21 protein-coding genes and 1 pseudogene are annotated in these 20,070 nt (G+C 64.8%); 12 read left to right on the top strand and 10 right to left on the bottom strand.

The window, feature by feature from the left end:
• Positions 1-8: 8 nt before the first annotated feature.
• The 4 genes from ISS20_RS03930 to ISS20_RS03915 all read right to left on the bottom strand — a co-directional run bounded on the left by ISS20_RS03930 (position 9) and on the right by ISS20_RS03915 (position 3,154).
• Positions 9-698, bottom strand: coding sequence for a glutathione S-transferase (locus ISS20_RS03930; protein ID WP_291433893.1), 690 nt, complete (start codon positions 696-698; stop codon positions 9-11).
• Between the two features lie 73 nt (positions 699-771).
• Positions 772-1,539, bottom strand: a complete 768-nt coding sequence (locus tag ISS20_RS03925) for an MHYT domain-containing protein (protein WP_291433891.1) — start codon at positions 1,537-1,539, stop codon at positions 772-774.
• A gap of 241 nt (positions 1,540-1,780) precedes the next feature.
• A complete protein-coding gene (locus ISS20_RS03920; protein WP_291433970.1) occupies positions 1,781-2,494 on the bottom strand; it encodes a response regulator in 714 nt (237 codons plus the stop codon).
• A gap of 18 nt (positions 2,495-2,512) precedes the next feature.
• On the bottom strand, positions 2,513-3,154 hold the full coding sequence (locus ISS20_RS03915; RefSeq protein ID WP_291433889.1) for a response regulator: 642 nt from the start codon (positions 3,152-3,154) through the stop codon (positions 2,513-2,515).
• Positions 3,155-3,335: 181 nt separating this feature from the next.
• Between ISS20_RS03915 and ISS20_RS03910 the strand changes: the two genes are divergently transcribed.
• From ISS20_RS03910 to ISS20_RS03895, 4 genes and pseudogenes are all read left to right on the top strand, one after another.
• Positions 3,336-3,707, top strand: a complete 372-nt coding sequence (locus ISS20_RS03910; RefSeq protein WP_291433887.1) for a response regulator — start codon at positions 3,336-3,338, stop codon at positions 3,705-3,707.
• A 77-nt stretch (positions 3,708-3,784) separates the two neighbouring features.
• Positions 3,785-4,481, top strand: a pseudogene (locus ISS20_RS03905) (HD-GYP domain-containing protein).
• 72 nt (positions 4,482-4,553) lie between these two features.
• Positions 4,554-5,363: an ABC transporter substrate-binding protein gene (locus tag ISS20_RS03900; protein WP_291433885.1), complete on the top strand. Its 810-nt coding sequence runs from the start codon at positions 4,554-4,556 to the stop codon at positions 5,361-5,363.
• A 49-nt stretch (positions 5,364-5,412) separates the two neighbouring features.
• Positions 5,413-7,899 (top strand): PAS domain S-box protein, encoded by a 2,487-nt coding sequence (locus tag ISS20_RS03895; protein ID WP_291433968.1) that lies wholly within the window; start codon positions 5,413-5,415, stop codon positions 7,897-7,899.
• Between the two features lie 85 nt (positions 7,900-7,984).
• Here the strand turns inward: ISS20_RS03895 and ISS20_RS03890 are convergent, their stop codons facing one another.
• The 6 genes from ISS20_RS03890 to ISS20_RS03865 all read right to left on the bottom strand — a co-directional run bounded on the left by ISS20_RS03890 (position 7,985) and on the right by ISS20_RS03865 (position 12,522).
• Positions 7,985-8,155 carry a hypothetical protein gene (locus ISS20_RS03890; RefSeq protein WP_015015224.1) on the bottom strand — a complete coding sequence of 57 codons (171 nt, stop codon included), beginning with the start codon at positions 8,153-8,155 and terminating at the stop codon, positions 7,985-7,987.
• 116 nt (positions 8,156-8,271) lie between these two features.
• Positions 8,272-9,159: a transglutaminase family protein gene (locus ISS20_RS03885; RefSeq protein WP_291433966.1), complete on the bottom strand. Its 888-nt coding sequence runs from the start codon at positions 9,157-9,159 to the stop codon at positions 8,272-8,274.
• A gap of 289 nt (positions 9,160-9,448) precedes the next feature.
• On the bottom strand, positions 9,449-10,111 hold the full coding sequence (locus ISS20_RS03880; RefSeq protein WP_291433881.1) for a histidine phosphatase family protein: 663 nt from the start codon (positions 10,109-10,111) through the stop codon (positions 9,449-9,451).
• Positions 10,089-11,057, bottom strand: coding sequence for an MBL fold metallo-hydrolase (locus tag ISS20_RS03875; RefSeq protein WP_291433879.1), 969 nt, complete (start codon positions 11,055-11,057; stop codon positions 10,089-10,091). Before ISS20_RS03875 ends, ISS20_RS03880 begins: the two co-directional genes overlap by 23 nt.
• Before the next feature lie 196 nt (positions 11,058-11,253).
• A complete protein-coding gene (locus ISS20_RS03870) occupies positions 11,254-11,622 on the bottom strand; it encodes a hypothetical protein (protein WP_291433877.1) in 369 nt (122 codons plus the stop codon).
• 147 nt (positions 11,623-11,769) lie between these two features.
• Positions 11,770-12,522 (bottom strand): IclR family transcriptional regulator, encoded by a 753-nt coding sequence (locus ISS20_RS03865; protein WP_291433876.1) that lies wholly within the window; start codon positions 12,520-12,522, stop codon positions 11,770-11,772.
• A gap of 89 nt (positions 12,523-12,611) precedes the next feature.
• On the opposite strand from ISS20_RS03865, the gene ISS20_RS03860 reads away from it, so the two are divergent.
• The 8 genes from ISS20_RS03860 to ISS20_RS03825 form a co-directional block, all read left to right on the top strand.
• Entirely contained in the window at positions 12,612-13,442 is an 831-nt protein-coding gene (locus ISS20_RS03860) for an SDR family oxidoreductase (protein ID WP_291433874.1), read from the top strand.
• A 15-nt stretch (positions 13,443-13,457) separates the two neighbouring features.
• Complete coding sequence (locus ISS20_RS03855; RefSeq protein ID WP_291433872.1) at positions 13,458-14,819, top strand: NAD(P)-binding domain-containing protein; 1,362 nt, start codon at positions 13,458-13,460, stop codon at positions 14,817-14,819.
• 13 nt (positions 14,820-14,832) lie between these two features.
• Positions 14,833-15,768 (top strand): bile acid:sodium symporter family protein, encoded by a 936-nt coding sequence (locus ISS20_RS03850; RefSeq protein WP_291433871.1) that lies wholly within the window; start codon positions 14,833-14,835, stop codon positions 15,766-15,768.
• Positions 15,765-16,775 (top strand): SDR family oxidoreductase, encoded by a 1,011-nt coding sequence (locus tag ISS20_RS03845; protein WP_291433869.1) that lies wholly within the window; start codon positions 15,765-15,767, stop codon positions 16,773-16,775. The genes ISS20_RS03850 and ISS20_RS03845 overlap by 4 nt, the downstream gene beginning before the upstream one ends.
• Positions 16,772-17,689 carry an EamA family transporter gene (locus ISS20_RS03840; protein ID WP_291433868.1) on the top strand — a complete coding sequence of 306 codons (918 nt, stop codon included), beginning with the start codon at positions 16,772-16,774 and terminating at the stop codon, positions 17,687-17,689. Before ISS20_RS03845 ends, ISS20_RS03840 begins: the two co-directional genes overlap by 4 nt.
• 90 nt (positions 17,690-17,779) lie before the next feature.
• Complete coding sequence (locus ISS20_RS03835; protein WP_291433866.1) at positions 17,780-18,340, top strand: ATP-binding cassette domain-containing protein; 561 nt, start codon at positions 17,780-17,782, stop codon at positions 18,338-18,340.
• Between the two features lie 415 nt (positions 18,341-18,755).
• Positions 18,756-19,397 carry a LysE family transporter gene (locus ISS20_RS03830; protein ID WP_291433863.1) on the top strand — a complete coding sequence of 214 codons (642 nt, stop codon included), beginning with the start codon at positions 18,756-18,758 and terminating at the stop codon, positions 19,395-19,397.
• A gap of 150 nt (positions 19,398-19,547) precedes the next feature.
• Positions 19,548-20,070, top strand: a 523-nt coding sequence (locus ISS20_RS03825; protein ID WP_291433861.1) for a biotin/lipoyl-binding protein, incomplete at its 3' end; no start/stop codon positions are given.

The raw sequence follows: 20,070 nt of genomic DNA, 5'->3' as shown, positions 1-20,070 counted from the left end.
GTGTGAGGTCAGGTCTGGATCACCACCGGCCCGCCCTTGGCGATGCCGCGCTGGTAGGCGGGGCGTGCGTGCATGCGCTCCAGGTAAGCCTGCAGGTGTGGACAGCGGCTCGCATCGTTGGCGCGGGACATCAGCGCCTCCACCGCAAAGCTCATCTGAAAGTCCGCCATGGTCAGGTGCTCCCCCGCAAACCAGCGGTGGGTGCCCAGGTGTTGCTCAATGAACGCGAGCGCTGTATCCACGTTGGGGTCGATGAGCTTTTGCTGCACCGTGCCACACAGGGCACGCGCGATGGGCTTCACGAAGAACGGCATGGGCTGGGTGGGGATGGCCTTGAACACCAGCTTCATCACCAGCCAGTTCATCAGCGAGCCCTCGGCATAGTGCATCCAGAAGCGGCACTGGCGGTGCTCTGCAGTGCGGGGTGCGGGCTGCAGGTGGGCCAGGTCACCACGGGTCTGCTCGCCATAGGTTTCGGCCAGGTACTCGATGATGGCGCCCGATTCGGCAATCACTTCGTCACCATCGGTGATGACTGGCGACTTGCCCAGGGGGTGAATGGCCTTGAGCGCAGGCGGTGCCAGCTTGGTGGCCTTGTCGCGCGCGTAGATCTTGAGCTCGTAGGGCAGGCCCAGCTCTTCCAGCAGCCAAAGGATGCGCTGCGAGCGCGAGGTTTCGAGGTGGTGCAGGGTGATCATGGCCGCCATCTTATTGAAGAGTTGGCCGAATCCACCCTGGTACAGCCCTTGTTTCGCGCGAGCTTTGCGTGGTTCAGGTCGTGCGGCGGCGCTGCTGCCCAATGGAGCGTTGCATCCACTGCACATACAGGTCCACCGAAATCAGCACAGCCATGGCAAATGCGCAGGCGGCCACGATGGGGCCGAGGCCCAGCGAGCTCACCAGCCCGATGCCCTGCACGGTGGCAAAGCGGTTGGGGGTGGTGCAAATGAATTCGGCAGCACCCATGCCGGTGTAGTGCATGGCGCAAACTGCGGCAGCCATCAGCAGGGCTGCGCCCACGCGGCTGCCCAGGCGGCGGGTATTGAAAGCCAGCCACAAGGCGGCTGTGCCTGCTGCCACCGCGATCAGCACCGACAGGGCCACGGTGCGCAGGTCCCAGTTGATGTAGCCGCCAATCTTCATGCCGTACATGCCAAGGTAATGCATGCCCGCCACGCCCAGGCCCAGCAGCAGTCCTGCGCCCAGAATGCGTGCCGGCTCCCGGGGTGCCCTGGACACCACAATGAGTGCTGCCGAGGTGCAGGCCACGGCAGCCACCAGCGACACAGCGCTTTCGACGATGCCGTAACTGCTGGCTACATCCAGCCGCAGCGCCACCATGCCCACAAAGTGCATGGACCACACCCCAATGCCGCCCAGTGCCACACCCGCTGTTACGGCAGCTGCGCGGTTGAGCGAGCCGTCCGTGTGGCGGATGCGGCGAGTGACCATCAGCGCGATCAGCGAACCAATGAACGCCAAAGCAAACGAAATGGCGACGAGGTGGGGGCGGTATTCGGAGACGACGGTGGGGTCCATGTAGAGCTGCCTGTGAGGGGTGGAAGTGGCGTTTCACACCGCTCGCTGAGCAGTTGAAACCAATTGTTTCTATATTAGACCAATTGGTTATTTTTTGCTCTGAATGGTTATTTAGCGGAAAAGTGGCGCTATTGCCCGCTTGTGCAGGGTTCTCTATGTGGAGGTGGCAGGATGGTGAGATCGCCTGCTATCGGGCATCAGCGAGGCCAAGGGTCCGGCCTGCCGCGCCGCTGGCGCCGGATCAGAGCTGCAGCAGGAACGCCCGCAGCAGGCGCCAATGCCCCTGGCAGGCCTCGGCAGCAGACTCGGCGGCTGCGTTTTCCAACTGGCGGGCGCGCACGCTTTGGGCCGGGTGGCCCAGGGTGAGCAGCACGGTGGCTAGGCTGTGTGCCAGACGGCGCAGCGCAGGCCAGTCTTGCGCTGCACTGGCCGCGTCACCTTGCCGCACGTCGGTAGGGAACTGCTGCAGGCAGCTGGCTCGGTAGGCCTTGAACAGAAACTCGTCGCCAGCAAAGTGAGTGGCAATGGCCTGCGCCTCGTCGTCAGCCGCTTCATTGGCGAGCGTTGCAGCTGCTGCAGGTGCATTGGCGGGGGGCTCGGTCGCCAGTGCCAGCGCATCGGTCACGCAGGCCTCCAGTTCTGCCACCGACGCAGGTTTGGACACCATGCGCCACACCTTCATGGCCTGCAGTTGCTCGCGCACCGGCGGCGTCAGGCCTGCGCTGAACACCGCCACCGGAGTGCGGCGTTTGTGGACAGGCTCCTGCAGCAGCCGCTGTACCAGGTCAATGCCAGACTCGCCCGGCAACATGAGGTCGGTGATGATGAGTTCCACACCCCCCGCGTGCAGCGCATGCATGGCGTCGGGTACGTTGGTGCAGGTCACCAGCTCGATGGGCAGTTCTTCCAGTGCCATCTGCACAAAGCGCGCGATGGAGCTGTCGTCTTCGACCAGCAGGACCTTGGGGGGGGCTCATGCGGGCACCTGGGCCTGGGGAATACAGGCGGCCAGCGCGCTGGGTAGCTCGGCCACCAGCCGGGGTTTGTGGATCACCTTCACGCCCTGCAAGGCAAAAGCGTAGGGTTCGCGCTGCTGTTCGTCGAGCGAGGTGACCACGATGAGGTGGCTGCGCGAAAACTGGGGGTGCGAGCGCAGCGTGGTGATGAGGGTGGCGCCATCGATGCCCGGCAGCAGGATGTCCACGATCAGTACCTCGGGCTGTGTCTGTCCATACAGCGCCAGACCGGTGATGCCATCGTTGGCTACGTGTAGTTGAGCGCCCGGAAAGTGCTGCTGCACGATGAGACCCACAAGGTTCTGGAAGTGGATCGAATCCTCGATCAGCAGGATTTTGGGGGCACGCCCCTTGGCTGGAGCTACCGGCGTGGCCAGGGGCGGTCGGGTGGTCACCGGGGTGCCGGCGGCCAGTGCCTGGGGTGCACCACCTGCGCCATGGGCGGTCATCCACCGTTCCACCGATGCGCGGGAGATGCGGCGGTGTCCGCCTGGCGTCTTCCAGGCCTCCAGTTCGTTGCGGTCCACCATCAGCTGGACCGACCGCACGGCCATGCCCAGCATTTTGGCGACTTCCAGCGTGGTGTAGTGGTCGGCCATGGCGTGCTCCGCGTGGGAATTGTCAGATTGCATAGATCGCGCATTTTCTCCCAATTTTATTTCCTTCAGGCTTGCATTTGATAAAAATGATTGATATGATTCATGCAACAGCAAAAAAAATCTCCTTAGAACGATTTTTTTGTATTTGTCAGCTGCCTCCAGGCCTCAAACAGCTACCGTCATGAAAAAAATCCTCATCGTCGAAGACCACATCGATATCCGCAAACTGCTCAAGATGACGCTGGAGTTTGATGACTTCGAGATCCACGAAGCTGCCACGGGCGATGCTGGCTGGCTACTGGCCTGCGAGTTACAGCCCGACATCGTGCTGCTCGATGTGATGATGCCTGGCACCCTGAACGGCCTGGACGTGTGCCGCCGCATCAAGTCCGACCCTGGCATGCGCCACACCAAGGTGATCATGCTGACGGCCCGGGTGCAGTCCAGCGACAAGGAGGCGGGCTTTGCTGCGGGGGTCGACGACTACCTGATGAAGCCCTTCAGCACCCTGCAGGTACTGGAAACCATCTACCGCATGGAGGCATCGCAGTGACCTCACTGTCATCTCTGGAGCCTGCGCCCCTGGCATTCACGGACACTCGCTGCTTTGACGAGGCAGCGGCGGCGCAGATGGAGCGGTTTGTGCGCGACTTCGGGCGCATGTACCGAGAGCGCAACGAAGCCCTGCGCGAGGTCACCCGCGCACACCATGCGGCATTGCTGCACTTGTCGGCAGCGGCTGACCTCAAGGACGACGACACCGGCGTGCATATCGTGCGCATTGGCTACCTGGCGGAGGCCCTGGCTCTGGCCCTGGGGCAAACCGCAGGCTATGCGCGCATTCTGCGCAAGGCTGCACCGATGCATGACATCGGCAAGATTGGCACACGCAGACAGCGTGCTCAAAAAGCCCGGCAAGCTCACCCCCGAAGAGCGGCAGACCATGAACTGCCACGCTGCCATGGGCGCCGAGATACTGGGGCGATCGAACATACCGGTGTTTCGCATGGCGGCCGAGGTGGCGCTCACGCACCACGAGCGTTACGACGGCCAGGGCTACCCTGCTGGGCTGTCTGGCGATGCGATTCCTCTGTCGGGCCGCATCACGGCAGTGGTGGATTTTTTTGACGCGCTGACCATGGACCGGGTGTACCGTCCCGCCTTTGCGGTGCCGGTGGCGCTGGAGATGCTGGCTGCTGAGCGCGGACGCGCTTTTGACCCGGTGATCGTGGACACATTTTTGGAACATGCTGAGGCCATCGATGCGCTGCGGTGCAAGATCACGCAGGAATGCCCTTCTTTTGATGCACTGATCGACGCCCCCTGACGCCTCTTTCTACCAACCGCTGTGTGGCGGCCCCCGCAGCACTGGCAGCTTTTGTTGATCCAAGGATTTCTCATGACGAAAACGACGAAGTGGCTGAAGCACTGGGTGTTGACTGCCGTCAGTATTGCGCTGGTCGCCCATGCCACCGGTGCGCAGGCTGGGCCCGTGGCCGACCGGGTACAGAGCCAGTCGGTGTTGCGCGTGTGTGTGTGGCCCGACTACTATGGCGTGACCTATCGCCACCCGCGTACGCAGCAGATGGTGGGCATCGACATTGACCTGTCTGTCGAGCTGGCCCGCGACCTCAAGGCCAAGGTGGAGTACGTGGACTCGTCCTTTCCCACTCTTATCGAAGACCTGAACCAGGACAGGTGTGACGTGGCCATGTTTGCCATCGGCATGCTGCCCCAGCGCATGGAAAAACTGGCTTTTACCCAGCCCTACATGCGCAGCGACATCTACGGCATCACCACCAAGACCAATGCGGTCGTCAAACAGTGGGCCGACATCGACAAGCCGGGCGTGCTGGTGGGTGTACAGGCGGGCACGTTCATGGAGCCCATCATGGCCCAGCGCCTCAAGCAGGCCACCCTGGTGCGTATCCAGCTGCCCGCTACTCGCGAGCGCGAACTCACAGCAGGGCGCATTGATGTGTTCATGACCGACTACCCCTACAGCCGACGTCTGATGGATAACGCCGACTGGGCCCGGCTCATCGAGTCGCCCGAACCGTTCTCGGTGCTGCCCTATGGCTATGCGGTCAAACGTGGCGATACCGCCTGGCTGGCCACTGTAGAGGCCTTCGTGGCGCGCATCAAGGCCGACGGCCGCCTGCAGCGTGCTGCTTCCCAAAATGGCCTGAACGCCGTCGTGGTGCGCTGATATGGCGGGTCTCCCGCTCCCTCTGGTCTGGGTGAAGCTACGTGCGTGGGTGTTGCAAACCAGCCATCTGGTCCTCATCACCGGAGGACTGTCGGCATTAGCGGCTCTGGTGGCCGTCAGCGCATTGGCCGTAAACGACTTCCGCACCGTGCGCATCAGCCACCAAAACCATGCCGCCGTGCTGGCCCGGGTGCTGGAGGATCAGGCCACGCGCACCATGCAGACGGCCGAGCTGGCCCTGGAGTCGCTGGCCACATCGACAGCCCTCACGGCTGTGGTCTCTGAGCCCCGGCGCATGCAAGATGCACTGGGCCAGTCATTGGCGGCGCTGCCATTCTTGCGGGGACTGGCCGTGGTGGATGCCGGTGGTCGTGTGGTCGCAAGCACCTTCCCCGGCGATACCGAGAGTTTTGTGGACTTGGCCAGGCTCGGCCCCCCGGTTGCCGTGGGGCGGATGGTTCAGGGCGACCTCACACCCGGCCGCAGCCTGCAAAGTGTGCGCCTTGGAGGCGCAGCGGTGGCGGCCCCTGCGGGCGTGGCTTTCATCCCCGTGATGCACGGCTACAGGAATGAAGCCGGGCAGACGCTGGTGCTGGTGGCGCTGGTCAACCCCGATTCGCTGTCCAACTTTCAGCATCTGACGCTGGAGTCCGAAATTTTTGATTCGGTGGTGACCTCGTACAACGGCCAGGTGCTGGCCACCTCGGGCGCAGCGGCCGCGCTGACAGGTACGCGAGTGAACAGCATCCCCGTGTTCAGCCAGTTTCTGCCAAGGCACGAGCACGCGACGTACTTGGGCGCAGGCGTGCTGGGCGATCGGCAGATTGTCAGCTTCCGAACTTCATCTGCCATGCCGCTGGTGGTCGTGGTCGAGACCTCGTACCGGGCTGCCGTGCAGAGCTGGCTGGCGGATGCCCACGCGCTGATCGGTATTGGCCTGGCCGTGGTGGCCCTGGTGCTGGGCCTGACCTTTGCAGTGTGGCGGGGCCAGCGCACCCGTGATCGGGCTCGGCTGGCCATTGATGCGGCACAGGCCCGCATTGCCCGCAACGAGCGGGATCTGTCTGTGCTGATGCGCAGCGTGCAGGAGCTGATTTTTCGCACCGATGCCCAGGGCGTTATCACCTATGTGAATGCGCATTGGACGGTGGTGACGGGCACAGCGCCTGATCGCGCCATAGGCAAGCGCCTGCACGACCTGGTAGAGCCACAAAGCCGCAACGATGTGGTCCGGGCCATCGACTCCCGGTCGCCGGATGGAGTGCGGGTATGCCAGGTGGTGTCCCGTTCTGCCGAGGGCAGGGAGATGATGTTTCAGGTGGCGGTGGTGCCCCTGGTGGCTGCCGGGCGTGTTATCGGTTTTGCAGGCAGCGCGGTGGATGAGACCCAGCGCTGGATGGCCCAGCAGCAGCTGCAGGCGCAGATCGCTTTCCAGGACCTGCTGCTGGAGACCAACCCGCTGCCCATCTCTGTAACCGACGCACAGGACCGGTTCGTGCGCGTGAACAAGGCCTGGGAAGAATACAAGGGCCGTGCGCGCTCCACCGTGCTGGGTAAGGCCGTGGCCGAGTGCCTGCCGCCGGACGAGGTCAAGGTGCACTTGTCGGCGAACAAACAGCTCTTGCGCTGGGGTGGGCGTGCCCTGGTCGAAGCCAAAATACGCCATGGCGACGGATCGCGCCGCGACACACGCGTGGTCAAGGCGGCGATTGCCGATGAGCATGGTCAGGTCACAGGTGTGCTCACCATCCTGATGGATGTGAGCGAATTCCGCGAGGCAGAGCGTGCTACCCAGGAGGCACGCGATGCGGCCGAAGAGGCGTCTCGTGCCAAGTCGGAGTTTGTGGCCAACATGAGCCACGAGCTTCGCACGCCGCTGCAGTCCATTCTGGGCTTTGCCGAACTGGGCATGCTGCGTGGGCGCGCGCAGCCCAAGCTGGCGGACATGTTTGAAGACATCCATTCGGCGGGCCAGCGCATGCTTATGCTGGTGAACGACCTGTTGGAGGTTTCCAAGCTGGAGAGCACTGTGGGCACTTTCCACATGGAGCGTATCGACCTGCGCGGCGTGGTGCGCCCGGTGATCCGCGAGCTGGAGCCTTTGCTCGAACGCAGCCACCTGATGTTGGACTTGCGCATGCCCGACCTTCCGCTGGTGGCCAAGGCCGACCCGCTGCGCTTTCAGCAGGTGATCCGGAACGTGGTGGCCAATGCCATCAAGTTTTCCCCGCCTGGCAGCACGATCACGCTGGAAGGATACGCGGATTCCCTGGGCCAGACGCATCTGGTGGTGCGCGACGAGGGCCCGGGCATCCCTCCGTCAGAGCTGCAAAGCATATTTGAGGCCTTTGTGCAGTCCAGCAAAACCAAGGATGGATCAGGCGGCACGGGCCTGGGCCTGGCCATTTGCCGCAAGATCGTCGAGGCCATGGGTGGACGGATCTTTGCCGAGAACGTTCCGGCCAGCGGTGCGGCATTTCACATCGTCCTGCCCGCCAGAGGACAGGTGGAAACCATGCCTGCACCGTTGGAGTAAGCGGTGCACCGCCCACAAAAAAGCCCTCTGACGAGGGCTTTTTTCTGGATGCTGGCGGGGCGCCGCAGCGCCCCCGGAGGACTGATCAGCCGCCCTTGCGCGAACGCTTGCCAGGGTTCTTCTTGCTGCGCGTGGCGACACCACGCTCCAGGCTCACGCGCTGGCCACGGCCGGGGGTGTTCAGCGTCACACCGGGCAACGGCTTGGGTTGGGGGGTGCGCTTGCGGTCTGCTTCGGTGACGATCTTGTTGCCCATGGTAGGTCTCTGAGAAAGTGGAGAAAAGGGGCATATTAGGCCACAGCCGCAATCAGGGGCGGCCAGCAGGCCTTTCTAAGGCCTTGTTGTGGTGGCAGAGGGAGGGCCAAAAATCCCTATTGCGCGACGAAGCGGGCCCCGTACGACGTACCCTGGTCGGTGGACAGTGCCTCGGCACAGTGGTAGGGCAGCACCCACCCCTGGGTGGGGTCTTCGACCGCAAGGGTGTGGATGGTGGGAGGCTGTGCGCGCACCCCGCCAAAGATGGTGGCAAATGCCACGTCGGCGGCATCACGGCCGGTGCCAAAACGCAGCAGCCCCATGGGGATGGCCGTGCCTGAGGGGTCGAACAGATACCACCGGTCGCCCAGGTACACCTCCACATAGGCATGAAAGTCCGGCGGGCCCAGTGCAGGGTCGGCGCCGTAGTCTGTGCCCGTGGTGAAGCGGGCCGGAATGTTCACCGCACGGCACAGTGCAATCATCAGGTGGGCGAAATCGCGGCACACCCCCACCTGTTCCACCAGCGTATCGACAGCCGAGGTGTTGGAGTTGGAGGTGTTGGACGTGAACGCCACATGCCGGTTCACCCAGTCGCGGATCGCCTGCACGCGGCTGTGGCCCTGCCACAAGGCGCCAAACTCGTTCAGCGCCAGCCGCAGCAGGCGGTCGGACTGGCAATAGCGGCTGGGGTAGATGTAGCCCATCACATGCGGCGGCAGGTGTCGCACAGGCACCTCCGCCAGCTGGGTGGGATCGGTGCGGTGGTGGCGGATGTCCACCGTGGCGCTGTAGGTCAGCGCCAGCGTGCCAGGCTCGCCATGCAGGCGCAGATAGCGGTTGCCCGTCGCCGGATCGGTGTGGATCTGGTGAGGAATGTCCTGGCTGAGCACCAGGCGCTCGTTGTGGACGATCTGGTGGGGTGTTTGTGCGGCGTGGATGTTGAACACGAAATCGGCGCCATAGCTGTCGATCTCATAGCGCAGGTCGATCTGCAGCTCCATGCGAACACCACGCTGGCTGCCGGGGATGGTCTGTGCTGACGGTGCGCCGGCGTTCGCAGGCCATGGCGCTGGCTCGTTGGACGCGGTGGTGAGGCGAGGGGTGCTGGAGAGGAATGCCATGGCAGCTCTCAGTGGCAGTGCCCGCAAGGCGCGGGCTCACCCAGTGTGTGGGACGGTGTCATCGGCAGCTCCTGGGTGTGCGCCGCGCCGGGGTATCCGGCAGGGCAAAGAACCTTCAGGATACGCCCCGGCACATCGCCCGCGTGTAGGCCGAAGGCCCCAGTCGGGCTCAGCCCGTCACTGATAGTTTGGCCAACACCTGCAACTCGCCGGCTCGAGGGGCGCGCAGTATCAGCGCCTCGCCCGAGCTGGTGCTGTCGCGTGCCAGATCAGACTGCACAAACATGTGGCTGAACCACACTTCAAACCGGCCATTGCGCGCAGACGCCCCAGCCAGCGCCTGGCGCAGCTCGCGCAAGTGGCTCTCACCCGTGGTATCGGAGTAACCTCTGGGCGAGCCCAGAGCGGCCCACACCTGCGGCGTACCAAAGGCCAGGGTGGCACTGTCGATGCAGCGGCACCAGGGGCTTGAGAGCACCTTCTCTGGCTGCAGTTGCCGCGCCTGGAACCACTCACCGATGCGCCGGGCCTGGGCCCGGCCTTCATCGTTCAGGTTGCGCTGGGTGCTGCAGTCGCCCAGGCGAAACCCCGGCGGATCGAAAGTGCCGGGGGCCAGCGCGTGGCGAAACAACGCCACCACCCCGCCTTGGCGCAGCAAGGCCTCGGCACCAGCATCCTGGGCCGCCCAGGTCTGCAGGGCTGTGAGGGCCAGGCCGCTGCCCAGTGCGCCCGCCGCGCCCCTGCCCAGCAGGGTGCGCCGTGTGACGCGCGTGCCTGTGGTCGCCGCAGTACCCGCAGCAGCCTCGGTATCAGGCGCCAGGCTGGAAGGCATAGCCGTTGCCCGCCGCCGCAACGCGGCCAAACGCAGGGAAGGGGAAGTGGAAGCCGCCCAGCATGGCGTTGCTGGCGGTGATGCGCTGGAACACCTCGCGGCGTACCTTGCGGGCTGCCTCTGCATCCATGTCAAAAGTCACGGCCCAATCGGGGTTGCGGGCGAACAGGGCGGGAACGTTGGTCAGGTCTGCCACATAGAAGAAGTTCTGGCCTGCAGACTTCAGCTCGAACAACGTGTGGCCGGGCGTATGGCCGTAAGCAGCCACCGACTGGATGCCCGGTGCCACTTCAGCGCCCGCTGCAAACTGCACCAGCGTGTCGGCCGGCATGGTGGCAAAGGTGCGGCGCACGTTGTCAAACGCGCCCTTCATGCCGGCGGGGGCCGCGGCCATGCGCGCATCGTCCATCCAGAAGGCATGTTCGGCAGCAGGCACCATCACTTTGGCCTTCGGGAACACCAGCTCACCCGCCTTGTTGCGAATGCCATTGATGTGGTCGCCGTGGTAGTGGCTGATGAGTACGGTGTCGATGTCGGAAGCCTGCATGCCTGCCGCACGCAGGCTATCCAGCAGCTTGCCGGTCGTTGCGCCACCAAACTCGCCCAGGCCGGTATCGATGAGGATCTTGCGTGCGCCCGCCACCACCAGGAAGGGGGTGTAAGGCACGTCGATGTACTCGGTCGGCAGGCCCTGCGACGCGAGCAGCGCACGCACTTCGGCCAGCGGTGCGTTCTTCACAAATTCTTCCCCCAAAGGGCGGCGCGTGATGCCGTCGTTCAGGGCGATCACTTCCACATCCCCCACCTTCATGCGACGGAAGCCTGGGCTGGGCAGGGTGGGCGTACCGAAATTGGGTGCGTTCTGCGCCCACACGGGCACAAACGATCCCGCAGCGTAAACGGTGGTGGCCAGGCTTGCGCCCAGGAAGTGACGGCGTGACAGCATGAAACTCTCCAGTCTCGGGTTGAACTAATGAGTCGCAACTGTAACGTTCTGCCCAGCGAAAGCGCAGCCCAGCGTGCTAACCTGTTTGCAACGTGGGGCCTTTTGCCGCTAACTGGGGTTAACCCTTGACCAGTGTCTGCGCAGGGTGTCTCTTTCAAGGCTTTTGCGGAGTTCTGCCAGGATCGCCAGCCGCGTTTCAACCCATGTCGAAGGCTTCGCGCAGGGCGGCGCAAAAGTCGCTGCTCCCGCTGAGGGTGAGCGTCAGGGTCGTGCGCGGCGGTGCCGTGTTGCCCACCGCCACGCGCAGCTGCCCGGTGGCTTCATCAAACGCCAGGTCCAGCGGGCTTTGGACTTCCTGCACGCCTTGCAGGTCGAAGTGCCAGCTGCCGCCATCTTCCAGCGGCGCGCAGGTGCCCGGCCAGTGCGCATGCGCCCAGGCCAATACGCCCGTGATCTCGCCCTGTAACGCTGGCAGCTGCGGGGGCAATGCGCTGGCCATGGCATCCAATGTGCCGTTGCCGTCGGCGTCTTCGCTGTATTCAAAGTCGAGGTAGTTCAATTGCATGGTGAGAGTGGGCTTTGAGAACCTGTTCAAGATCTTTTCGGGGTCGCACAAGTACCTTGCCGGGAGGGGATGCAAGGTAGGGTGGGCGGCACGATAGCTCGTGCTATCGGCAAGCGCCGGGTTCTTGAAGTGCCGGGTGTTCATGGTTCACGCCCAGGTGCGGCCCAGGGCCTGTGCGGACTCCCCCAGGCGGGGCACCAGTTGCAGGGCCCGAGCCAGCGGCATGCGGGCAGAGGGCGCCTGCAATGCCACGGCGCTGCGCACCTGTCGCCGCCCCCCCGCCATCACGGGCACGGCCACGCAGACGAGGCCGTCCACAAATTCCTCGGCGTCGGTGGCATAGCCTTGCCTCAGGATCTGCTCGAGCTCAGCCTCCAGTGCGGCGCGGTCGGTCAGTGTGGTGGACGTGTGGCGGGTGAGGGGCAGGCCGTCGAGGATGGCTGCCCTGCGCGAGGCGGACAGGTGGGCCAGAAACAGCTTGCCGCTGGCCGAGCAGTGGATAGGCACACGGGTGCCGGGCCGCAGTTCCATACGCAGCGGAAAGGCCGACTCCACCCGGTCCAGGTAGATCACTTCGGCGCCACTCAACGCCGTCAGGTTGCAGCTCTCGCCAATGTCCGCCACCAGCTGGCGCAGCACGGCGTGGCGCACCCCATGCTGGGTGCCAGCGCTCAGTGTGCTCTCGGCCAGGTGGAGCAGGCGCGGAGCGGGCGTATAGCGTCGACCGTCTGGCTCGCGCGCCAGCAGGCCGCCGGCCTCCAACTGGCCCAGCATGCGGTGCACGCTGGGTTTGGGCCAACCGGTGGCCTCGATGGCGTCGGCCAGGCTGAAGGGCTGGCCCTGGGCGCACATCGTCTCCAGCAATTCAAACAAGCGCAGGCTGGGCGGTGTACTGTTCATAAATCTCGGAATTCGAGACGAATTCATAAAACATTTCGGGATTATTCAGCATTGTGGCTAAGCTGCAAACCCAATTCACCAGGAGCTTCATGACCGTCTCATTCCAGAACGTAGTGCTCACTGGCGCCTGTGGCGGACTGGGCCAGGCGCTGGCGCGCGAGCTGATCGGCAAGGGTGCTGCCGTGGCGTTGGTAGGCCTGGACACACCCGTGCTGCAAGCACTGGCGGCGCTGGCGCCAGAACGTTGCGCTGTCTATACCCCCGACGTGGCGGACACCGCCGCCATGCAGGCAATGGCCGCGGACTGGATGGGCAGCCGGGGAACGCCCGACCTCGTCATCGCCAACGCGGGGGTGGCTGGGGGCTTTGACACGGCGCAGACCGATGACCTGGCCGTGATGCGGCGCATGCTGGAGATCAACCTGCTGGGCGCAGCCACCACCTTTCAGCCTTTTGTGACTGCCATGCGCGCTCAGCGGCGCGGCGCGCTGGTGGGGGTGGCCAGCATTGCGGGCTGGCGGGGTATGCCCGGCAATGGGGCGTATTGCGCGAGTAAGGGCGGGCTGATCCGTTACCTGGAGAGTCTGCGTGCCGAGCTGCGCAGTGATTCCATCGTGGTCAGCACGGTCAGCCCCGGCTATCTGCGCACCGCGCTGACCGCCGGTAACCGCTTTGCCATGCCCGGCCTGATGGAGCCCGAGGACGCAGCGCATGCCCTGCTGGCCGCGGTGGCCCGGGGGCGCACCCACATCGTGCTGCCTGCGCGCATCGGTTGGCTGGCGCGCCTGCTGAACCTGTTGCCCGAAGCACTGCACGACCGGCTGCTTCTGGGTCAGCCGCGCAAGCCACGCGTGGGCGAGGCTGGGGCAACGGCCATCCCCGGTCTACCCGTTTCCGTCGACAAGACGATCGACCCCTGAAAGAGAAAAAAGCGAATGACGACAACAACAATGACGCCGGAGACAGAAACCGCCATGCCTTTGGCAGCAGAGGACACGCGCAGCCGCATCGCACTCATCGGTGCGGGCCCGAGTGGCCTGGCCGCTGCACGCAATTTGCAGAAGCTCGGCATATCTTTCCAGGGCTTCGAGGCCCATACCGATGTAGGTGGGCTGTGGAACATCGACAACCCGCGCAGCACGGTCTATGAGTCGGCCCACCTGATCTCCAGCAAGCACACCACGGAGTTCACCGAGTTTCCCATGCGCCCCGACGTGGCCGACTACCCGAGCCACCGGGACATGCGCCAGTATTTCTTCGATTTTTCGGAGCACTTCGGCCTGCGCCCGCACTACTGGTTCGGCACTCGCGTGCTCAAGGTCGAGCCGGTGGGCGAGGGCGCCGCGCCGCTTTGGCGAGTGACATGGACGCAGCGCGGCGGCCCTGCACAGACGGCGGAGTTCAAGGGCGTGGTGATTGCCAATGGCACGCTGGCAGAGCCCAACATGCCCCGCTTCGAGGGCCAGTTTGACGGCGAGCTGTTGCACACCAGTGCCTACAAAAGTGCCGAGCTGTTCAAGGGCAAACGCGTGCTGGTGGTGGGCGCGGGCAACTCGGGCTGCGACATTGCGGTGGATGCGGTGCACTACGCGCGCAGCGTGGACATCTCGGTGCGGCGCGGCTACTACTTCGTGCCCAAGTACGTGTTCGGAAAGCCGGCCGATACGCTGGGGGGAAAGTTCAAGATGCCGCCCTGGCTCAAGCAAAAGGTCGACAGCGTTGTGTTGCAGTGGTTCACCGGCGACCCTGTGCGCTTTGGCCTGCCCAAGCCCGACTACAAGATGTACGAGTCGCACCCGGTAGTGAACTCGCTGGTGCTGCACCACCTGGGCCACGGCGACATCCACGTCAGGCCCGACATTGCGCGTTTCGAGGGCCATACGGTGCGCTTCAAGGACGGCAGCGCGCAGGACTACGACCTGGTGCTCTGCGCCACGGGCTACAAGCTGCATTACCCCTTCATCGACCACAGCCTGCTCAACTGGCAGGGCATGGCGCCGCAGCTTTACCTCAACATCCTGTCGCCCCGTTTCGACAATCTGGCCGTGATGGGCATGATCGAGGCCAGTGGCATTGGCTGGCAGGGGCGCTATGAGCAGGCCGAGCTGGTGGCGCGCTTCTTCAAGGCGCAGGCAGAGGGCTCGCCGCGCGCCGAGGCCCTGCGTCAGGCCAAGGCCGGCCCGCAGCCTGACCTGTCGGGCGGCTTCAAATACCTGAAGCTCGAACGCATGGCGTACTACGTGCACAAAGACACCTACCGCAACGCCGTGCGCGCAGCCTCAGCTGGCCTGGCCTGAAAGGACCGACGCCATGCTGCCCGTCGACGAAATACGCCTGAACTTCAACCCTGCATCGCTCGTGGTGCTCAACGTGGTGCTCGGTTTCCTCATGTTCGGCATTGCGCTTGACACGCGCGTGGCGGACTTCAAGCGCGTGCTGCGCATGCCTGGCGCCATGGCGGTGGGCATTGCCGCTCAGTTCATCGTGCTGCCTGCGGTGACCTTCGCGCTCACGCTGCTGCTAAAGCCTGGCCCCAGCATTGCGCTGGGCATGATCCTGGTGGCCTGCTGTCCGCCGGGCAATGTGAGCAACATCCTCACGCACCGGGCCGGGGGCAATGTGGCGCTCTCGGTGTCGATGACGGCCATCTCGAATGCGCTGGCCATCGTGCTCATGCCGCTCAATTTCGCCTTCTGGGGGGGCATGCACCCCACGGCGGCGACGCTGCTGCGCAGCATTGCGCTCGACCCCCTGGAGATGGCTGGGCACATAGTGGTGATCATCGGGCTGCCCTTTGTACTGGGCATCCTGTGCGCAGAAAAGCTGCCGCGCTTCACGCAGCGCGTGAACAAGCCCGTGCGCATCCTCAGCTTTCTGTGTCTCATCGGTTTCATCGTGGGCGCGGTGGCGGGCAACTGGCGCTATTTCCTCGACTACGTGGGCCTGGTGCTGCTGGCCGTGGCGCTGCACGATGCGCTGGCCTTTGGCACCGGCTACGCCTGCGCAAGGCTCAGTGGCTTGCCGGACTACGACCGGCGCGCGGTGAGCATCGAGGTGGGTATCCGCAACGCAGGGCTGGGTCTGGTGCTGATCTTCAGCTTCTTTGGCGGGCTGGGGGGCATGGCCGTAGTGGCGGGTGTCTGGGGCTTCTGGGACATCATCGCGGGGCTGGCGCTGGCAGGCTGGTGGGGGCGCCGGCCCGCCGAACTACCGGCGGCCGATGCCCGCAAGGAGCAGCGCACATGACCGGCATGGGGTGGATAAGCCGCCGCATTCTGGTCACAGGCGCCGACGGTTTTCTGGGCCGCAGCGTGGTGGCTGCACTGGCGCGTGAAGGGGTCGGGACCATTGTGGCGACCGATGTGCGCGATGTGCCCGCCGAGCGCCGCCTGCCCGGTGTGACCTATCGGGTCCAAGACGTGCGCGACCCCGGTCTGGCGCAGACGCTGGCAGACACCGCCATCGACAGCGTGGTGCACCTGGCGTCCATCGTCACCCCCGGCAAGGGTTCCAGCCGCGAGTTTGAATATTCGGTGGACGTGCTGGGCAGCCAGAACGTGCTGGATGCCTGTGTGGCCACCGGCGTGAAGCAGCTCGTCGTCAGCTCCAGTGGCGCGGCCTATGGCTACCACGCCGACAACCCCGCGTGGCTGCGCGAGACGGATGCTCTGCGGGGCAACGAGGTTTTTGCCTATTCGCACCACAAGCGGCTGGTGGAGGAGATGCTGGCGCAGTACCGCATGCGGCACCCGGCGCTGGCGCAGACGGTGCTGCGCATCGGCACCATCCTGGGCGAACGGGTGGACAACCAGATCACCGCGCTCTTTGAAAAACCGCGCCTGCTGGCCATCCGGGGCAGTGCCAGTCCCTTTGTTTTTATCTGGGACGACGACGTGACCGGCGCCATCCTGCATGCGCTGCGCATGCAGCGCGCCGGGTGCTTCAACCTGGCCGGTGACGGCGCCTTGCCCCTGCGCGAGATCGCCCAGCGCCTGGGCAAGCCTGTGCTGGAGCTGCCTGCCGGGTTGCTGCGCACCGCACTGGCCGTGGGCTCCGCGCTGGGGATGAGCCGCTATGGCCCTGAGCAGCTCGACTTTCTGCGCTACCGGCCGGTGCTGCTGAATACCGCGCTCAAGGAAGTACTGGGCTATGTGCCGGGCAAAACCAGCGCCCAGGCGTTCGAGGCCTTTGTCGCTGCCCGGGCGCGGCAGGGCCGTCCGGTGGCTGCGGGCACTGCGGTGGCGGCCGCATGAGTGCGCCAGCGGCCTTGAGCCGTGGCGACCTGTTGCGCGCCCTGGCGGTGGTGGTCATCTGGGGGCTGAACTTTGTGGTGATGAAGCTCGGCTTGCAAGGCCTGAGCCCCATGCTGTTGGGCGCGCTGCGCTTCACAGCGGCATCGTTGCCCTTTTTGCTCTTCGTGCCGCGCCCGGCTTTGCCCAGGCGCTTTGTGGTGGGCTATGGGCTGGCGCAGGGGCTGGGGCAGTTCGGCTTTCTGTTTCTGGGGCTGCAGTTGGGCATGACGGCGGGCATGGCGTCGGTGGTGATGCAAACCCAGGCGTTCTTCACCTTGCTGCTGGCCGCGCCGTTGCTGGGGGAGCGCGCCAAGCCCTGGCAGTGGGGGGGCTTGTTGCTGGCGTTCGGCGGCTTGCTGACCATTGGCCTTGCGCATGGCGAGGGACCGGGCCAGATGACGCTGGCGGGGTTTGTGCTCACGCTGGGGGCGGCGTTCATGTGGGCGGTGTCCAACCTCGTGGCACGCCGCGCGGCGCTGGCCGGGGCGTATGCGCCGTTTCCGTTCATCGTGTGGAGCAGCGTGGTGCCCATTGGGCCGTTCTTTGCGCTGGCGTTGTGGAGCGAGGGCTCCGCCGCCGTGTGGGCACAGCTGCAATCTTTGAATGGCACGGGGCTCTTGGCCGTGGCCTACCTGGCCTTTCTGGCCACACTGCTGGCCTACACGCTGTGGACGCAACTGCTGCAACGCCATGCGGCGGGACGGGTCACGCCGTTCTCACTGCTGGTACCGGTGGTGGGGCTGTGGGCAGCCTATGTGTTTCTGGGTGAAACACCGGCGCCTGTTCAGTGGTTGGGCGCTGCGGCAGTGCTCTGCGGGCTGGTGGTCAACCAGGTAGGGGGCTGGTGGTGGGCCCGGCGTGCTGCAGCTTCCTAGAATGCTCGCTTTACGCATCGAGGAGGCAGGGTGGCTGAGAGCGCGTTTTTGTTGGTGAAGGGGTTGCGTTTTTCGTACCCGGAGTGTGCGGTGCTGGATACCCTGTCGCTGGCATGGCCCCCGGGCCTGGCTTTGGTGCGGGGCGATGAAAGCACCGGCAAGACCACGTTGCTGCGCCTGCTGGCTGGCGAGCTGACGGCGCAGGGTGGCAGCATCACGCTGCAAGGGGTGGACCTGAACAAAACCGCCAAGGCCTCGGCACCGCTGGTCTTCTGGGCGGACCCGCGTTCCAGCGAGTGGGACCCGCTCACGGCCCGGGGGTGGCTCCACAGCCTGCCCGCGCGCTGCCCCCATTGGGATGCGGCAGCCTTGGTGGGCCACATCGAGGGGTTTAGCCTGCAAGAGCATCTGGACAAGCCTTTTTATGCCCTGTCCACCGGCAGCAAGCGCAAGGTGCTCATGGCAGGGGCCTTGGCGTCGAATGCACCGCTGACCTTGATCGACGAGCCAGTGGGCGGGCTGGACAAGCCCTCCATTCGCTACCTGGCGCAGGTCCTGGCGTCCCAGGCGGCCCGACCAGACCGCCTGACCGTGGTGGCGCACTACGAAGCCCTGCCTGATGTGCCCTGGGGCTCGGTGTTGGATCTGTAAGAACCTGTTCAAAGTCTTTTTGGAGTCACACAAGTACCTTGCCGGGATGGGATGCAAGGCGCGGGGTGCAGCCAATAGCCCGTGCTATTGGCAAGCGCCGCAACGCCGCAGACTTGCCCGGCAAGGCGCTTGCCCGAAGGGTTGGAGTGAAATCGGGCCGATGAACTCGGAGTTTTGGCGCCCCGGCTGCTTGCATGGGCACGAGCCCATGCGGCGCACCCGAAGCATCCACTCATCCCGATTGCACTCCAATGCAACCTCCAAAAAGACTTTGAACAGGTTCTAAGGCGTTGTGAGGTGGTAGAGGGCGCCTTGGGGGCATGTGCCTTGGCGTCGGCTGTGTAGGCAGGGTCTGCCGTAGACTGCAGAGCTGCGTCTCGCCCTCACACACGCCTCACCCTGCAAGGATCGCACCATGGATGCGCTGCTATTTGTTCCAGTTGCCATCGCCATCTCGCTCACCCCTGGGCCCAACAACTTCTGTGGTCTCAACAACGGCATCCGCGCAGGCGTGGGCCCCGCGATGATCGCCACGGTAGGCCGTGCAGCGGCGTTTGCGATCTTCCTCACAGTGTCTGCGGTGGGGTTGGGCGCGATGCTGCTGGCGTCCGAGGCAGCATTCACAGCGGTGAAATGGGTGGGCGCCGCCTACCTGTTCTGGCTGGGCTGGAAGGCCTGGCACAGCCGTGAATTCAACGGCCTGGCGCTCGATGAAGCGCCAGCGGGTGGTCTGTCAGGTGGCGTGGCAGCACCTGTGCGCCTGCGCGCGCTCATTGCGCAAGAGTTTTTGCTGGGCATCACCAACCCCAAGGCGATCATCCTGTTCGCGGCGATCTTTCCGCAGTTCATCGACCCCGCGCAGCCTGCAGCGCGCCAGTTTCTGGTGCTCGGCTCCATCTACTTGGGCAGCGAATTCGTCTCGACGGCCGTGTACGCCAGCTTCGGGCGCCAGATTCGCCGCTTCATCCGCACCTCGCGCGGTGTGGCCCGCCTGAACAAGGCCACCGGCGGTTTCTTCATGGGTGCTGGCGGCCTTCTGCTGGCCACCAACCGCTGATTGCTGCCCCCTGGCGGGGCTGAGCCGATACATCGGTAAACCCCGCCCAAAGCACGCGTAAATCCCCGGTAAAGGGTACCTGCCCGGCGGCAGACCCAGAGGGGACGCTGGCTACCATACCCCTTCGCCCATTCCTTGTTGCGCCTCACCATGCCCCTGAACCGTTCGTTTGCCCGTCCACAGAGGCCCGCCAGATTGCAGTCCGGCAAGCTGCGTTGGCTTCCCGCGTTGTTGATGGCCGCCGTGGCGCTGGCGGTGGTCGGGGGTGGTGCCTGGTGGTGGAAGCAGCGCCAGGATGCAGCGGCCGCTGCCGCCGCTGGGGGGGCAGCCCCCGGCCCCAACTCAGCACGCAAGCCGGGTGGCGGACCTGGCCGCTTTGGTGGCGGCAACGTACAGCCCGTATCGGTGGGCACGGTGCAGCGGGGAGATGTGCGGGTGGTGGTCAGCGCCATTGGCACCATGAGCGCCCGTGCGACTGCCGTGGTGCGCGCCAAGGTCGGCGGCGAGCTGATGTCGATGCGCTTCAAGGAGGGCGACGAGGTGCGTGCAGGCCAGGTGCTGGCCGAGATCGATCCGCGCAGCTACCAGGCGGCGCTCTCGCAGGCACAGGGTACGTTGCAGCGCGACCAGGCCCTGCTCAAGAACGCGCAGCTCGACCTCAAGCGTTATCAGG

It is taken from the genome of Acidovorax sp., from assembly GCF_016783915.1.
Classification (GTDB): domain Bacteria; phylum Pseudomonadota; class Gammaproteobacteria; order Burkholderiales; family Burkholderiaceae_C; genus Acidovorax.
This window is presented reverse-complemented; position numbering and strand designations above follow the sequence as displayed.

Excerpts from the sequence above, each read along its gene's own strand:
- ISS20_RS03830 (WP_291433863.1), top strand. The coding sequence starts at position 18,756 with ATGGATGCGCTGCTATTTGTTCCAGTTGCCATCGCCATCTCGCTCACC.
- ISS20_RS03930 (WP_291433893.1), bottom strand. The coding sequence starts at position 698 with ATGATCACCCTGCACCACCTCGAAACCTCGCGCTCGCAGCGCATCCTT.
- ISS20_RS03890 (WP_015015224.1), bottom strand. The coding sequence starts at position 8,155 with ATGGGCAACAAGATCGTCACCGAAGCAGACCGCAAGCGCACCCCCCAA.
- ISS20_RS03865 (WP_291433876.1), bottom strand. The coding sequence starts at position 12,522 with ATGAACAGTACACCGCCCAGCCTGCGCTTGTTTGAATTGCTGGAGACG.
- ISS20_RS03870 (WP_291433877.1), bottom strand. The coding sequence starts at position 11,622 with ATGCAATTGAACTACCTCGACTTTGAATACAGCGAAGACGCCGACGGC.
- ISS20_RS03900 (WP_291433885.1), top strand. The coding sequence starts at position 4,554 with ATGACGAAAACGACGAAGTGGCTGAAGCACTGGGTGTTGACTGCCGTC.
- ISS20_RS03885 (WP_291433966.1), bottom strand. The coding sequence starts at position 9,159 with ATGGAGCTGCAGATCGACCTGCGCTATGAGATCGACAGCTATGGCGCC.
- ISS20_RS03880 (WP_291433881.1), bottom strand. The coding sequence starts at position 10,111 with ATGCCTTCCAGCCTGGCGCCTGATACCGAGGCTGCTGCGGGTACTGCG.
- ISS20_RS03860 (WP_291433874.1), top strand. The coding sequence starts at position 12,612 with ATGACCGTCTCATTCCAGAACGTAGTGCTCACTGGCGCCTGTGGCGGA.
- ISS20_RS03925 (WP_291433891.1), bottom strand. The coding sequence starts at position 1,539 with ATGGACCCCACCGTCGTCTCCGAATACCGCCCCCACCTCGTCGCCATT.
- ISS20_RS03915 (WP_291433889.1), bottom strand. The coding sequence starts at position 3,154 with ATGGCCGACCACTACACCACGCTGGAAGTCGCCAAAATGCTGGGCATG.
- ISS20_RS03845 (WP_291433869.1), top strand. The coding sequence starts at position 15,765 with ATGACCGGCATGGGGTGGATAAGCCGCCGCATTCTGGTCACAGGCGCC.
- ISS20_RS03855 (WP_291433872.1), top strand. The coding sequence starts at position 13,458 with ATGACGACAACAACAATGACGCCGGAGACAGAAACCGCCATGCCTTTG.
- ISS20_RS03840 (WP_291433868.1), top strand. The coding sequence starts at position 16,772 with ATGAGTGCGCCAGCGGCCTTGAGCCGTGGCGACCTGTTGCGCGCCCTG.
- ISS20_RS03910 (WP_291433887.1), top strand. The coding sequence starts at position 3,336 with ATGAAAAAAATCCTCATCGTCGAAGACCACATCGATATCCGCAAACTG.
- ISS20_RS03875 (WP_291433879.1), bottom strand. The coding sequence starts at position 11,057 with ATGCTGTCACGCCGTCACTTCCTGGGCGCAAGCCTGGCCACCACCGTT.
- ISS20_RS03850 (WP_291433871.1), top strand. The coding sequence starts at position 14,833 with ATGCTGCCCGTCGACGAAATACGCCTGAACTTCAACCCTGCATCGCTC.